The organism is Bosea sp. AS-1, assembly GCF_002220095.1.
Classification (GTDB): domain Bacteria; phylum Pseudomonadota; class Alphaproteobacteria; order Rhizobiales; family Beijerinckiaceae; genus Allobosea.
Window position 1 is genome coordinate 4,551,647 of the sequence record NZ_CP022372.1, and the last position, 15,292, is coordinate 4,566,938.

The window sequence follows — 15,292 nt, forward strand, 5'->3', positions numbered from 1 at the left end:
CATGGCCGGCGCGTCGCAGATGCGGGAGGATCCGCGCTTTCCCGGCGCGCTCGTCCATGTGAGCGCCTATGTCGATGAAGGCGCCACACTCGGGCGCGGCACCAAGATCTGGCATTTCGTCCATATCCTCGGCCAGACCGAGATCGGCAAGGACTGCGTGCTCGGCCAGAACGTGATGGCCGGCCCGCGCGTGCGCATCGGCGACGGCTGCAAGATCCAGAACAACGTCGCACTCTATGACGGGGTGGAGCTGGAAGAGGACGTGTTCTGCGGCCCCTCCTGCGTCTTCACCAACGTCAACAACCCGCGCGCCTTCATGAATCGCAAGGCCGAGTTCCGCCGCACGCTGGTGAAGCGCGGCGCCAGCATCGGCGCCAATGCGACCATCGTCTGCGGCCATACGCTCGGGGCGTATTGCTTCATTGCGGCCGGCGCGGTGGTGACCAAAGACGTGCCGGACTATGCTCTGATGGCCGGCGTGCCGGCGCGCCGCATCGGCTGGATGAGCAAGGCGGGCGAAAGGCTCGGCGCCGACCTCACCTGCCCGCTGAGCGGCGCACGTTATCGCGAGACCGGGCCCGACGCCCTGGAGGAGATCGTCTGATGAGCGAACGGCCCGCGATCGAGTTCATTGATCTGAAAGCCCAGCGCCAGCGCATCGGCACGGCCATGGACGAGGCCATCCTCAAGGTCGTCCATGACGGCAACTACATTCTCGGCCAGCAGGTTCAGCAGTTCGAGACCGAGCTCGCCGCCTTCTGCGGGGCAAAGCATGCGATCGGCGTCGCCAACGGCACCGATGCGCTGATCCTGGTGCTGGAAGCGCTCGGCGCCGGCCCCGGCGACGCGGTGATCTGCCCGAGCTTCACCTTTGCCGCCACCGCCGAGGTCGTCGCCTGGATGGGCGCGACGCCCGTCTTCGCCGAGATCGACGAGGCGACCTACAACATCGACCCGAAGGGCCTTGCCGCCGCGCTCGAGACGGCGAAGAAGCACGAACTCACGCCTCGCGCCTTGATCAGCGTCGACCTCTTCGGCCAAGCCTGCGATTATGAGCCGATCGAGGCCTTCTGCAAGCAGAACGGCCTCGTCCTGATCTCCGACTCGGCTCAGGGCTACGGCGCCCGGTACAAGGGCCGTGTCGCCGGTGCGATCGGCGATTTCGCCACGACCAGCTTCTTCCCGGCCAAGCCGCTTGGCTGCTATGGCGACGGCGGCGCCATTCTCACCGACAATAACGAGCATGCCGCGCTGCTGATGTCGCTGCGCTTCCATGGCAAGGGCTCGTACAAATACGACAATGTCCGCGTCGGCGTGAATTCACGGCTCGATACCATCCAGGCCGCCGTGCTGATCGAGAAGCTCAAGGTCTATGCCGACGAGATCGATAAGCGGCAGGTCGTGGCGCAGCGCTACACCGCGGCGCTGAAAGACCTCGTCGTCACACCCCATGTGATGCCGGACTGCGTCTCGACCTGGGCCCAGTACACGATCCGCGTCTCTGCCGACCGCCGCGACGCCTTCCAGGCGGCGCTGAAGGCCAAGGGCGTGCCGAGCACGGTCTACTACCCCAAGCCGCTGCACCAGCAGACCGCCTACAAGCATTTCCCCGTCGCCGGCAACGGCCTGCCGATCTCCGAGCGCGTCGCGCAGGAGGTCGTGGCGCTGCCGATGCACCCCTATCTCGACGCGGCGACGCAGGACTACATCATCGAGGCGGTGCGCGAGGCTCTGGCGGCGCCGACCGCCGCGGTGGCATGAGCCGGCCGCTGCGGCTGGCTTATCTCTCGCTGGAAACGCCGAGGCCGGGCCAAGCCTCGCAGACCCATATCGACGAAATCATCGCCAGCCTGAGGCAGTCGGGCTGGCAAGTCGAGCTGTTTGCGACGAAGACCGGGGGGGCGAGCACGCGCTCCTCGTTCCTGCGGCGCCTCCTCGGCTACGGCCGCACCCAGGCCGCGCTGGGCCGGCGCTTGCGCGCGTTCGACGCCGTCTTCATCCGCTCGCATTTCATGGCACTGCCGCTGGTGCTCTGGGCGGGCTGGCGCAAGATTCCGGTGGTTCAGGAGATCAACGGGACACCGGCCGATATCGGCGTGACCTATCGCTTCCTGAAGCCGTTCTCGCCGCTGTTTGCCTGGCTCTATCGCACGCAATACCGCCAGGCCGCGCATCTGCTCGCCGTGACGCCCGGGCTCGCCGATTGGGCCAAGACCTTCGCCGGCCATGACAGGGTCAGCCTCGTCTCCAACGGCGCCAATACCGACCTCTTCCGGCCCGACGGCCGGGCCAGCCCCGTCGAGGGGCGCTATGTGGTCTTCGTCGGCGGGCTGGTCGCCTGGCATGGCATCGGCACCATGCTCGCGGCCCTGAAGGACCCGAACTGGCCAGCCGATCTGCGGCTGGTCATCGTCGGAGACGGCATCGAGCGCGACAAGGTCGAGCAGGCGCTTTCCGATCCGCGGCTCATCTGGCTCGGCCGGCAACCCTATGATGCTGTTCCTGCGCTCGTGCGCGGCGCGCTGGCCTCGCTCTGCGTCATCGAGAACCAGGACAACCGCTCGGCATCGGGCGTCGCGCCCCTGAAGCTGTTCGAGGCCATGGCCTGCGGCGTCCCCGTCATTGCCAGCGACCTGCCCTTCCAGGCCGAGCTTGTCCGCCAGGCCGAAGCCGGGCTGGTCGTACCGCCGGCGGCTGCCCCCACCATCGCAGCGGCCGTGAAGACCCTCGCCGACGCCCCCGAGAGAGCCCGGACGCTCGGCCGCAACGGCGCAGCCTATGTCGCCCGTGAGGCGAGCTGGCATCATCGCGGCCAGGAGATCGATCGCATCCTGCGCTCGGTCGCCTCGCAGCGCGGTGTGCCTGCCGCCGACCGGACACCACCGCTGCCATGACTCGGATTGCGCTCGTCTGCGTTTCGCCTCTGCAGCACGACTCGCGCGTGCTCCGCCACGCTGCGCTGCTCGCCGGCGCCGGCTACGAGGTGTGCATCTTCGCGCAAGCCCCCTTGCCCGCCACGCCGCCCGCTCCCGTCACGGTCATTCCCGGCCCCGGCAGCGACACACGCGTCCGCCTCGGCATGGTGCTCCGGCAGGCGCCTGCCTCGCTCCTGCCGGCCAGCGCGGACCTCCTCTACTGGCTTTCGCCGAGCAGGCTGACGACGCGGAGGGACCTGCTCCGCTTCAAGCCCGATCTCGTCATCGCCAATGACTGGCGCGCGCTGCCCCTCGCCTTTGCGGCCAAGCGCGGCTGCGGGGCCTGCATCATCTACGACAGTCACGAATTCGCCCCGGAGGAGTTCGCGGATAGCTGGCGCTGGCGCCTTCTCGCCCGGCAGCATGTCGTCAGGATCGAGGATCGCTATATTCGCGAAGCCGATGCGATCGCCACGGTCAGCGACGGCATCGCCGATGCGCTCGCCCAGCGCTATGGCCTGGCGCGGCCGACCGTCATCTCGAATACGCCGGCGTGGCAGGCAACCGCATTCCGCCGCACAACGCGCCCCATCACCGTGCTCTATCACGGCGCGGTCGTGCCCCGCCGCGGCCTGGAAACCCTGATCGAGAGCGTTTCGCAGTGGCCGGATGACTTCCGCCTCGTCATCCGTGGCCCTGCCCAGGGCGGCTTCGACCAGCATCTGCGCAACCTCGCCGGTCCGTTCGGCAGGCGCATCGCCCTCGAGCCGCCGGTTCCGCCCGATCAGCTCATATCCACCGCCGCGCAAGCCGATGTCGGTATCTTCCTCCTGTCGAACAGCACGACGCATGCGCGCTTCGCCATGCCCAACAAGATCTTCGAATACATGCAGGCGGGGCTGATGGTGATCAGCAGCGACCTGCCGGAGATCCGCCGAATGATCGAGGCCGCCGGCTGCGGCATGCTGCTCTCGGACGATTCCCCGGAAGGCATCGCGACCTGCCTGGCCGGCCTGGACGCCGCGCGGATCGATGCCTGCAAGCGCGCAGCCCTCGCACGGGCACAGGACCTCAACTTCGAGGCGGAAGGCGGCAAGCTGCTTGCGCTGGTCACCCGTCTTGCGCCGGCCGGGACGCCCTCGCCCTAGCCGTTCCGGCTTACGGACAAGCTCATTGCGCGGCGACTTGCCGCGCCTCCGCGGTGCCGGCCACCACCTGCTCGATCGCCGCGAAGAGGCGATCCGCTTCCGCTTCCCAGTTCAGCAGCTTCGCCGCCTCGAGCGCGTGCCGCTTGTGAAGGTCGATCGACGCGCGATCGAAACCGTTGATTGCCGCGGCGATCGCTTGCGGCGTGACATCGGGGATCGAGCGGCCAAGGTCATGCTGCCGCAGCAACGCCGTCATCTCCGGCAAATCGGAGACGCAGAGCGCCAGGCCGGCCATCGCGTACTCGAAGAACTTGTTCGGCAGGACATGGACGTTCTGCTTCGAATGGCCCGGCAGGGCGAACAGGCCGACATCGAAGCGGGCCGCCTCCTCGACCAAGTCGATCATCGGGACTGGCGGCGCGAGCACGACCCGGTCCCCGAGTCCTGCGGACCCGATCCGCTTGCGCAGTCCAGCGAGATAGTCCTCCGTGCCGGGGCCGCGAATGGTCAAGCGGAACTCCGACCGCCACAGTGCGACACTGTCGATGCAAGCTTCGAGTCCTCGCCCTGCCGAGACGACGCCGTGATAGAGGACCTCGATCGTCTCGCCGCAGGGTCGATGGGAATAGGCCTGGTAGCGCGGCATGTTGCGGACCAGCAGCGGCTTCTCGGGCAGCCTATAGACCTGGTGCAGCCGGTCGGCGATGCCTTGCGAGACGCAGCTTGTCACGACCGCACCTGCAATTCCGATCTGCTCGACCGTTGCGATCACCGGCCGATGGATCGCGCGCCAGCGCCAGCTCTGCGCATATTCGTCGATGGCGAGCTCATGTGTGTCGTAGGCATAGGGCGTGCACTGTTCGGCCGCGAGCTTTCGGACGATCGGCAGCGCCGTCCAGTCATTCGCCAGCCAGATATCGCAGCGCTGTCCGCTCGCGAGGTAGTAGATCTGCTCGAAGCGGTCATTGAGCGCCCAATAGGCCGCGACTGCCCGCTTCGGCGTGAGATAGACGCTGGCGACATCCCTGGCGCGACGCAAGCGACGCCAGGCACGCGACAGCGTCCCGCCAGCATCCGCCGCCCCTTGGTTGCCTCCATTGTCCCCTTCCGTGACAGCGGAGGAAGCCCGGGCGCCGATTGACAGGCAAGGCCATCCCGGCGCTGGCGAAAGCGCCCCCGGCAAGCCGACAGCGACGACATCCCAGCCCCGTTCCCGGAACAGATCGCCCTGCCGCCGCACGCGCGGATCGTCCGCGATTGCCGAAACCGAAATTAGCCCGATCCGGTGCGCACGCCCCTGACCAGTGTCGGTTCTCACGACGAGCGCCGACGAAGTGCACGCCGGAGGCCAGAGGCCACGCTGGCACCGGCCGTGTCGTCGCCAGAGGCGGCCCAGCTTCGGACACGCGCCACAATTCGGAAGCGCAGTCGTTCCGGCAGGCAACGCCAAAGGGTCTTGAGGACATTGAAAACGAGGCTTCGCTCCCGCCCAGCATAGGTCGCGCCGCGCAGGTCGGTGGTCATTTCGGTACCCGTATCGACCTCGACCAAGGCTTCGCCGATCCGTGAGACCTGCGCCCGCCCAAGCGGAGGCGCCAAAATGGTATCGGATAGAAGGACTGCGTCCGGCCCGGGCCGCATTAGCAGTTCGGCCCCCTCCTCGCCATAGATCGCTGCCACAGGCACGCTGACGATGGTCGCGCGCCGGCGTCCGAGAGCCCGCCGTGACAGATAATCGTCGACCCCCTCGACGAAATGCCGGAGCGAGTAGCGTCCGGTCGCGACAACGTCACGGTAGGCTCGCTCCGTCATCGCCTCGAGGAAGGCGATGTCCTCTAGCCGGGCAAGAACATCTTCGAGGTTGGAGTAGTCCTTTTTTAGAGGAATATAGTGCTCGTAGGGCCGAACGACACCAGAATATTCACCTTCGAACAAGACCAGAGCGGTCCGTAGTCGTATGGCTTCGAAAATCTTCGGAGAGATCTGGTTCATTTTCACCAGACCATCATGCTCCTTCAGATAGCGCTCGGCAAATTCCTCGAACGGCATCTCCTCGTTCTCGCGCGCCAGCTTTCTGAGCTCGCCATCGAAATCGAAGACATTGCAGCCGCTTTCCGTGCCAAGCGTTGCACGTGCAGAACCGATGAACCGATACCAATCGGAGCCATAGATGCGCTTATCCTCAGCGACCTCGATATCAGCCGCTAGCCCGCGCTCCGCAGCAAGACGACGCATGTCGAGGCCGATCGTGTATTTCTCGCGGCCGAGCGCCCCGTACTGATGCGGCAACGACCGGCCGCGATAGGCGATACGCAGCGTGCGTTCCGCCATTGGCGTAACGAACGCATCGAGCGCCGGATCCTCAGGAACATAACCCGTCAGCGTCGGGATGAAGTCAACCGTGGCGAACCGATCGCGCGGATAGACGAAGTCGAGACTCTCCTGCGGCACATTGGTGAAGAGCGCATCAATGCCGAGCCGCTCCATCCAACGGCGCGTCGTCTCGACATTGTCGTACTCGTCCTGAGCAAACAGCAGCTTGGGTCCGCGATAGGCTGCGACGGCGGCGGCGATGGCCGCCGACAGATGGGCTGGAACCGATACCCTCACCGAATAATGGACGGCAATCGCGTCGTAGCAGGACAGATCGAGTTCGGCGCCTTCGGCATCCGCCAGCCCGACGAACTCGGTCGCCGGCAAGAAGAAGAACCGGTGCCGGGAATGCTTGCGAAAGCCCTCGAGATGCTCGGTGATGGTACTGACATGCGTCGAGCCATCATCGTAGAGCATGAGCACGTTGAGGGCCGGCCGCGACTGCGCCTGGCGGGCGAGGACCCCGTCGAGGTGAGGCAGGAGCTCCTCGAAGCGGGCGTCGTAGGAACTCAGCGACGCCGCCTCCAGCCGGCGCGCAACCGCTGACGCATCGCCGCGCGACGCCTCGAGCCGGCCGATCGCCGCTGCGAATTCCCCCGCCGTGGTTGCGGTCGCGAACAGTTCGGGATGCTCGGTCAGGGCGTCGACCGGCGTGGTCACAACGGGCAGTCCGCAGGCGAGATACTCATAGGCCTTGAGCGGCAAGGACCTGCGCATCAGATCACTGTCCTTGAACGGGATCAGCCCGACGCTGGACTGGCGGGCGAGCTCGGCGATGCCGGCGCTGTCGAGCAAGCCATGATATGTGACGTTCGGTTGCTTCAGCAGCCGCGTCCAATCCTCGCCGCCATCCTCGGATTTCCCGCAGAACCAGAATTGCCAGTCCGGCAAGAGTTCCGTGAGTGCAATCAGCAGCGAAAAATCCAGTCGGCCGTTAATCCCACCTTGATAGAGGGCGACCTTGCCGACGGCAGGCGGAGCATAGCTTGCCGCGCCACTCTCCTTCCAGAAGGCGAAATCGCAGCCGTTCGGCAGCACGACGACCGGCTTGCTCGACCGGAGGGCATTGCGATGGCTCCGGGCGACGCCTTCCGAGACGGCGACGACGAGATCGGCCTGCTCGACCGCCTTTGCCGCAAGCCCGGAGAGGTCGGACTGCGTGATGCTGACGCTGTCGGGCTTGGCGAGATAATCTTCCGTGGCGTGATAGACGACCGCAGCCGGGTTCAATCGCGGAGCGGTTCCAGCAAGATAGAGATTGTACAGCCAGACCAGCGGCCTGGCGACGCCGCGCTCGCGCAGTGCCGCGGCAAGGCGCTTTGCCTGTGCGGGACCGTGATGCGGGCCGATCCGAACGATTGTAATGTTGAGCCCGTGGACCGGCTCGAAAATAATCGCCTCGCCGCTGCCGTTCGTTTGCACGAAGAACGTCGGCCAGCGACGCGCAAACCGCACGGCATAGTGATATCGGTTGCTCCGCGGCTCGGTATGCCAGTCCGACCACGTCAACATGACGACTGAATCGAAGCCTTCTACCGCTGAAGCTGCCATGAAAACCAAAAATTCCGGGTTGTCGCCGCGACTATAGCTGCGCTTGCGACGCTCTGTTACACGATGCCGCCCAAGCTGTCGACGAGGTGCAAGCCAACGCTCAGCGTCGGTTAAAGGCTAGAAGGCCGGCGATCGTTGAAGCTTGTTGGCAGAACAGACATGGAATACAGCGTTCATACTCCATCGGTCCGCCAGTGCGTTCCGCTGGCGCAAGGCTCCTATAGTGAAGGTTTCCCATGTCGGATACGGCGGATCAGACTGCGATCGACTCGCGCAACTCTGCGTTCTGGAGCGAGCTGTGCGGAACACAATTCGCCAAGTCTTTGGGCGTCACCGACGATTCACCGGCCTCGTTGAAGAAGTTCGATGACTGGTACTTTGCCTTCTACCCCTATCTCTTCGTGCATATCCCCTTCGAGGACATGAGGGACAAGGACGTTCTCGAGATCGGCCTCGGATACGGCACCGTCTCACAGCGCTTGGCCGAAGCCGGCGCGCGCTATCAGGGGCTCGACATCGCGCCTGGCCCGGTCGCGATGGCCAACCACCGGCTGAAGCAGGCCGGCCTTGAAGGGCGCGCGCAGGTGGGCTCGATCCTCCAGGCGCCGTTCGCCGATGCGAGCTTCGACTATGTCGTCGCGATCGGCTGCCTGCATCACACGGGCGATCTGTACAAGGCGATCGAGGAGTGCCGGCGCATCCTGCGCCCCGGCAGCAAGCTCATCTTCATGGTCTATTATGCCTATTCCTACCGGCGCTTCTATCAGGCGCGCACCGAGACGCTGCGCTACCTGATGCGCGAGACCTTCGGCCATCGCGGTGTCGTCGGCCTGAGTGCCCAAGCCGAGCGCGCGGCCTATGATGCCAACCAGGCCGGCGAAGGCGCTCCCCATACCGACTGGATTTCGATCCGCTCGCTGCGCAAGTTCTGCCGCGGCTTCGCGTCCTTCTCCGGGCAGACCGAGAACATCGACAATGGCCAGCCATTCGAGCAGAGCCCGCCCAGGCGCGAATTGCTGAAGACCTGGATTCCGCGCTGGTTCGGCCTGGACCTCTACGCCACCGCGACGAAGTGACGGCCGTTCCCCACAGCGGTTGAAATCAGCCGGACGACTTCAGCAGCCGCCGGAGCAACGGCTTGACGGCGGAAATGGTTCGGACCATCGGCCCGACCAATGCGGAGCACGCCCGCATTGGCTGCGGCCGCGACGCCTGCACCGGCCTCGCGTTCAACTCGTCCAGTTGGGCGCGGTGGGCATGCTCCAGCTGCAGCCGCTCGGCCTGGTAAGCCTCGTTCAGCTGCTTGATCCACTCAATCATGCCGAAATAGCCATCCTTCTCGATGTCGAGCATCTGCTGAAGCGCGTCTCGGCTCGTGGCGGTGGAATGGCTTGCAAGAGCGGCACGGAAATCGGCAAGCACCTGCTCCCGCCGGCTTGGAAGACTGGCAGTCGCCGTATCGTATAAGCTCAGAATCCTCTTAAAATCAGAGACGTCTTGCTCCCAAGCCGGCAAAAGCGTCTCGTGAGCCAGATTTTGGCTGCTAAGCGCCTCGATTGATTCTTTATAAATTTCGCGAAGTCTCGGAAGTTCACTCTCGAAGATCGCCCGCACGCGAGCAAATTCTTCGATCAACGTGTCGAACTCCTGACGATAGACGGCCACAACGCCGACATCGGTCCGAACCTGGAACTCATCTGCGCCCATTGGCCAAGGCTTCGGCGCTTCCAGAACCCGGCCATCCGGGTCGAGAACCTCAGCCGGAACCTGCGTCGCCGTGTCCGCTCCCGTCCATGATTTCTGCACGAGCCTGCGCTCGATAGCTTCGACGACGCGCGCATAGAAGGCCCGGTAGGTGAAGCGCCCGCTTCCGACCAGGTGATCGAAGGCTCGCTCCGTCATGGCCGCCAGCCCCGGCAAATCCTCCAGCCGGGCCAGCACCTCTTCGAAATTCGAGAAATCCTTGTTCAGGGCGATGTAGTGCTCGTCCGGCACGATCGCATCCGAATAACGCCCCTTGAACAACACCATCGGCGTACGCATCATCGCGCATTCGAAGACCCGGGGCGAAATCTGGCCCATCTCGATCTCGCCGTCGCGATCGGCGACGATCGGCAGGAACTCGGCATAGCTTGGCGGAACGCCGCCGTTCGCCGCCATCATCTCCTTGTAGCGGGCCTCGATGCTGCCATCGAAATCGAAGACGTTCGAGCCGGATTCGGAGCCGAGCATCGCCCGGCAATCGCCGACGAAATCGAACCACGCCGTTCCATAGATCCGGCTGGCCTCGTCCATGGCGATGTCGGTCTTGATACCCCGGAGGTCGCAGAGCTCCTTCGTCCGCCGGCCCACCTCGAACTTGTCAAAGCCCAGCCGGCCATAACGGCCGCCGATGTCGCGTCCACGATACCCGATGAAGATCGGTCGTTCGGCCAACGGCCTGGCCGGCGGAAGTGTGGCGGCGAAATCATCCGGCACGTAGCCGGTGAAGACCGTGATGAATTCGACGTTCGGGAATTCCGCGCGGGGATAGACATATTCCAGGCTGTCCTGCGGGACGCAGGTCAGCACGATATCGAATTGCAGATCCTTGATCGCCGCCTTCAGGACGTCAGTATGGTCATATTCGTCCTGAACCGCGAGAACCTTGACGCCGGAGAAGGCTCGCAGGCGTTCCCGATAGCTCTCGGAGACATACCCTTCGAAGCACAGGCGCGAGCAGTAGCTATGGAAAACGACGTCGTAGCCATCGAAATCGAACCCCATCGACGCATGATGGGTGACATGAACATAGTCGACGTCAAAACCACTGAACCGTTTGAATGCCGAGAGATAGTCGAGCGTCGTCTGAACGAACGTGCTCGACATCGAATAAGCTACCAGCGCACGCCGAACGCTTGACAAAATCCTCTCCCGTCCTTGCAAAGTTGTGCATAGGTGGAAGCACGACCTACGGTCAAGCACCGCGGTGCCACCATCCTTCACCTTCCGGCGGCGCGAGGGCCGAGCAAAACGGACGAGGCGGCGCGCCATGCGCGCGGCTTCTAGCGACGCATCCTCGTCACAGCCAACGCATTTGCGTCGTCAGCCACGGTCGGCTATTCGCCAGAGCGTAAGCCAAGCCCAGAGAAATCCTGCCCCGGCAGCGGATCGATCATGCCTCACATACTCACCGTTCTCGGCGCCAGGCCGCAATTCATCAAGGCTGGGCCGGTCAGCCGCGCCATTTCCGAAGCAGGGATGACGGAGATCATCGTCCATACCGGCCAGCATTTCGACGCGCAGATGTCAGACGTCTTCTTCGAAGAGCTCGACATTCCGAAGCCGGGCTACAACCTCGAGGTTAACAGCCTCGGCCACGGCGCCATGACCGGCCGCATGCTCGAGAAACTCGAGGAAGCGATGCTGGCCGAGAAGCCAGATCTCGTTCTGATCTATGGCGATACCAATTCAACTGTCGCCGGAGCCCTTGCCGCCGCCAAGCTCAACATTCCGGTCGCTCATGTCGAGGCGGGCCTGCGCTCGTTCAACCGTCGGATGCCGGAGGAGGTCAACCGCGTCGTCGCCGACCATATCAGCGCGCTGCTATTCTGCCCGACGCAAGCAGCGGTCGCCAATCTCGCGGCGGAAGGCATCACCAAGGGCGTTCACGCTGTCGGCGACGTGATGTTCGACACCACGCTCGCCGCGGTGAAGCGGGCGGAAGGGCGCTCGACAATCATCGAGACGCATGGGCTCAAGCCAGGCGGCTATGCGGTCGCGACCATCCATCGCGCCGAGAATACCGACGACCCGGAGCGCTTCGCGCGAGTCGTTTCCTGGCTCGAAAACGCCGCACGCGAGATGCCTGTGATGATGCCGGTCCACCCGCGCACACGAAAGCTGCTCAACAGCCGCGGCCTCGCCCCCGCAGGAGTGACCCTGATCGACCCGATCGGTTATCTCGACATGGCTCGCCTGCTCAGCCAAGCAGCCGCCGTCTTCACCGACTCCGGAGGCCTCCAGAAGGAAGCCTATTTCCACCGCGTTCCTTGCGTGACGCTCCGCGACGAGACCGAATGGGTCGAGACGATAGAGGCCGGCTGGAACCGGCTCTGGACCGGCCCCGATTATGTGGCACGCCGGGATATTCCCGACTACGGCACCGGGCAGTCCGCGCAGACGATCGCGGCGCTGTTGCGCAGGACCATCTAGACCATTCCACCTACAGATCCGACACAACGTCCATATATGGATAGGCGATGCATCTCAGCGGCAAGAAAGTAGTGGTCATCGGCGGCGCCGGTCTCATCGGCTCCCACACGGTCGACCAGCTCACCCAGACGGATGTAGGCGAAGTCCTCGTCTACGATAATTTCGTGCGCGGCCGCACGATCAATCTGGCAGGGGCGCTCAAGGACCCCCGCGTGAAGATCTACGATGTCGGCGGCGATATCCTGCAGACGGATGTGCTTCAATCCGCCCTCGACGGCGCAGACGGCGTCTTCCACTTTGCAGCCCTCTGGCTACTGCAATGCCACGACTTTCCGCGCTCGGCCTTCGACGTGAACATCCGCGGCACGTTCAATGTGCTCGAGGCCTGCGTCGCCAGGAACGTCAAGCGCCTCGTCTACTCCTCCTCCGCTTCCGTCTACGGCGATGCGGTCGAAGAGCCCATGACCGAAGATCATCCCTTCAACAACAAGAACTTCTACGGCGCCACCAAGATCGCCGGCGAGGCCATGGCACGCGCGTTCCACCATCGCTATGGCCTGAACTTGGTCGGGTTGCGCTATATGAACGTCTACGGGCCGCGGCAGGATTATCGCGGCGCCTATATTGCGGTCATCATGAAGATGCTCGACGCGATCGATCGCGGGGAAGGGCCCACCATCCTTGGCGACGGCTCGGAGGCCTTCGACTTCGTCGCCGTCGAGGATTGTGCACGCGCCAACCTCTGCGCTATGCGCGCCGAAACCGTCGACCGCTTCTACAATGTCGGTACAGGGATCCGCACCTCGCTGAAGGAGCTCGCCGAACGGATTTGCCATCTCACCGGCAGCAACCAACCGATCAACTATGCGCCACGCAGCCAGGCAACCCTGGTACGCAACCGCATCGGCAGCCCCAAGCGCGCTTCCGAGGAAATCGCCTTCACGGCCGACATCAATCTGGATGAAGGCCTCCGTCGGCTGATTGCGTGGCGAAACGCCGACAAAGTCGGCGCCGGAAGAGGCTGAACGTGCGCAAGCGAGAGCTCTGCCCGTCCCGGCTACGGAGCGCCTGATGAGCCGAGGCCCCCTCGACTTTCTCCGGCGCGGCAAGGCTTGGAAGGACTATGTCGAGCAGGTCCTGCTGCTCTTGTCCACCAAGCATCGCAAGCTTCGGCGCGATCTCGCCAGGGCAGCGCTCAGACATCGGGCGCTTCGCAGCGCCAATACGCAATTGCGCGACGAATTGTTGAGGTTGGAGCAGGAGATGCTCCCGCTGCGCCAACAGTTCGCTGCAGTCAACACGCTGCAAGCACGCCACTTTCATCGCGAGGGAATCCTCCCCCTCATGGAGGAGATCGGCGGGATCGCAGCATTCGGCGATACTTATAACGTATTGGCTGCTCGGCGTGGGGAGCAGCTCTTAATCCTGTTCGTGTCCCCCGACGACAAGCAACAAGACGAACTCGCCGGCGAGCCGCCTGGTGGATTGCTGCAGCCCATCCTCGACGGCTCGGTTCGTGAGGTGGCGTTGATCATGCCTGCGCCGACAAGTGGCCATACCACGCATCGCAGCGACTCCTTGCTCAGTGCCATCCGCCGGATGCCGCTCGAAGCTGCCGCTTGGCTGACCGAGCGCTATCCGCAGCCGCAAAAGGCCCCGCGGAAGAGCGCAGATTACTTCTCGACATTGGCCGCTCTCGTGACGGATATCGACCGCATCGATTTTCATGCGATCGGGACTGCGAACGCTCGCTCGATCGCGCTGCCGTCTGCCTCGCCTTTCGACAAGCCGGAAACGTTGTCGCGGCTTCGCTTCGCCGAACCGCGTCGCCATTCAGCACTTTTCCTCCACAATAACTACTATCATTTCAACTGCCTGAGCGCTGGCTTGCGCAAGCGCGGCTGGGATGTCGTAACGGTCTCGCTCGAATCCCCAGAAAGCGCGCAGCGGCAATTCTATCATGGCGAGGACATCAACCTGTTTGATGCCGATCCCGCGGCTATGTCCAACAAGGCCCGAGAGTTCTTTCGCACGGTCCCCGAGCGCTACGGTGCGTTGCATTTTTATGGACAAGGCCTTGCGACATTTTTCATTCAATCGGCCGAGAACAGCGAAGCCCCGCGTGTCGTACCCTGGGATTTCCTGGAGCTGCGCCGGCATCGCTTAGCCATCGGATATATGCCGAGTGGTTGCCTGGACGGAGGCCTGCAATCGTCGATCCGGAATCTCACCGGCGGGCTTTGCAGGCGCTGCGTCTGGGAGCTCAGACCCGATGTGTGCAGCGACGCACGAAGCCTCGCCTGGAACAGAAAGCTGTCGCTGCTCTGCGATTGGGTCGGACTCGAAGGCGACCTCGCCACGCCGGAGCGCATCAATGACAGGACCACATACGGTCCGGTCGTAACTGCGCTCGATCCCGAGCGCTGGCGCCCCGATCTCGCCATTCCAGAAGATATGCGCATAGAGCGCGCTCCAGGCGAGGTGCTTATCTATCACGCCGTCGGCAATTACGCCGCGCGTAGGAGCGGAGGCCGCGACATCAAGGGTACGGGAGCGGTGATGGCTGCAGTCGAAACGCTTCAGGCCGAAGGCTTGCCGGTGCGGCTGATATTCGCACACGACCTTCCCAGCACGCGCGTCCGCTTCCTTCAGAGCCAGGCCGATATCGTGGTCGATCAGCTGAATTATGGTCGGTACGGAGCCAACGCCCGGGAAGCCATGATGTTGGGAAAAGCGACGATCTGCCGGCTCCGGCCCGATCAGGCTCCTCCGCTGCCGCCGCTCCGGCCGATCATTGAAGTCCCGATGGTCGATGCGGACGAGGACTCGATTACCGACAAGCTTCGCACGCTCGTCCTCGACCCGGACAAGCGCGCCTTGCTCGGCGCGCAAGCGCGCGCGTTCGCTCTCGCCTGGCATGGGCAGGACGCCTGCGCCGAACGCTATGAGCGCGTCATCGACAGGGTCAGGGCCGGTTTGCCGGCCGATTCTCCGGACCTTTATCCGGCGTGAATGCCGGCTGCGCTTCCACAGCGCTTGCGCCCCGGCAATCCTGCGCCTAATCGAGACCACCTAGTTGCTGCTCGGCAGCGAGCCGCCCAGCTGGAGATC

General features: G+C 64.0%; 11 protein-coding genes. 8 read left to right on the forward strand and 3 right to left on the reverse strand.

Annotated elements, in window-relative coordinates:
• The first annotated feature begins 1 nt into the window (after window position 1).
• From CE453_RS23390 to CE453_RS23405, 4 genes are read left to right on the forward strand one after another with little or no spacing between them, the layout of a single operon-like run.
• On the forward strand, window positions 2-604 hold the full coding sequence (locus tag CE453_RS23390) for an acyltransferase (protein ID WP_089176751.1): 603 nt from the start codon (window positions 2-4) through the stop codon (window positions 602-604).
• Window positions 604-1,761, forward strand: coding sequence for a DegT/DnrJ/EryC1/StrS family aminotransferase (locus CE453_RS23395; protein ID WP_089176752.1), 1,158 nt, complete (start codon window positions 604-606; stop codon window positions 1,759-1,761). Before CE453_RS23390 ends, CE453_RS23395 begins: the two co-directional genes overlap by 1 nt.
• Window positions 1,758-2,894: a glycosyltransferase gene (locus CE453_RS23400; protein ID WP_089176753.1), complete on the forward strand. Its 1,137-nt coding sequence runs from the start codon at window positions 1,758-1,760 to the stop codon at window positions 2,892-2,894. The genes CE453_RS23395 and CE453_RS23400 overlap by 4 nt, the downstream gene beginning before the upstream one ends.
• On the forward strand, window positions 2,891-4,063 hold the full coding sequence (locus CE453_RS23405) for a glycosyltransferase (protein ID WP_089176754.1): 1,173 nt from the start codon (window positions 2,891-2,893) through the stop codon (window positions 4,061-4,063). Before CE453_RS23400 ends, CE453_RS23405 begins: the two co-directional genes overlap by 4 nt.
• Before the next feature lie 22 nt (window positions 4,064-4,085).
• Here CE453_RS23405 and CE453_RS23410 read toward each other — a convergent pair whose 3' ends face one another.
• On the reverse strand, window positions 4,086-5,102 hold the full coding sequence (locus CE453_RS23410) for a glycosyltransferase (RefSeq protein ID WP_089176755.1): 1,017 nt from the start codon (window positions 5,100-5,102) through the stop codon (window positions 4,086-4,088).
• Between the two features lie 275 nt (window positions 5,103-5,377).
• Entirely contained in the window at window positions 5,378-7,858 is a 2,481-nt protein-coding gene (locus tag CE453_RS23415; protein ID WP_157733163.1) for a glycosyltransferase, read from the reverse strand.
• A gap of 365 nt (window positions 7,859-8,223) precedes the next feature.
• Here CE453_RS23415 and CE453_RS23420 point away from each other — a divergent pair, with 365 nt between their 5' ends.
• Window positions 8,224-9,063 carry a class I SAM-dependent methyltransferase gene (locus CE453_RS23420; protein ID WP_089176757.1) on the forward strand — a complete coding sequence of 280 codons (840 nt, stop codon included), beginning with the start codon at window positions 8,224-8,226 and terminating at the stop codon, window positions 9,061-9,063.
• A gap of 25 nt (window positions 9,064-9,088) precedes the next feature.
• On the opposite strand, the gene CE453_RS23425 is transcribed toward CE453_RS23420, so the two are convergent.
• Window positions 9,089-10,855 (reverse strand): hypothetical protein, encoded by a 1,767-nt coding sequence (locus CE453_RS23425; protein ID WP_089176758.1) that lies wholly within the window; start codon window positions 10,853-10,855, stop codon window positions 9,089-9,091.
• Between the two features lie 288 nt (window positions 10,856-11,143).
• Here CE453_RS23425 and wecB point away from each other — a divergent pair, with 288 nt between their 5' ends.
• From wecB to CE453_RS23440, 3 genes are read left to right on the forward strand one after another with little or no spacing between them, the layout of a single operon-like run.
• The gene (gene wecB / locus CE453_RS23430; protein ID WP_089176759.1) at window positions 11,144-12,181 is read left to right on the forward strand and encodes a non-hydrolyzing UDP-N-acetylglucosamine 2-epimerase; all 1,038 of its coding nucleotides are present in this window, start codon (window positions 11,144-11,146) and stop codon (window positions 12,179-12,181) included.
• A gap of 47 nt (window positions 12,182-12,228) precedes the next feature.
• Window positions 12,229-13,206 (forward strand): NAD-dependent epimerase/dehydratase family protein, encoded by a 978-nt coding sequence (locus tag CE453_RS23435; protein ID WP_089176760.1) that lies wholly within the window; start codon window positions 12,229-12,231, stop codon window positions 13,204-13,206.
• Between the two features lie 46 nt (window positions 13,207-13,252).
• Window positions 13,253-15,193: a glycosyltransferase gene (locus tag CE453_RS23440; protein WP_089176761.1), complete on the forward strand. Its 1,941-nt coding sequence runs from the start codon at window positions 13,253-13,255 to the stop codon at window positions 15,191-15,193.
• The last annotated feature ends 99 nt before the right edge of the window (window positions 15,194-15,292 follow it).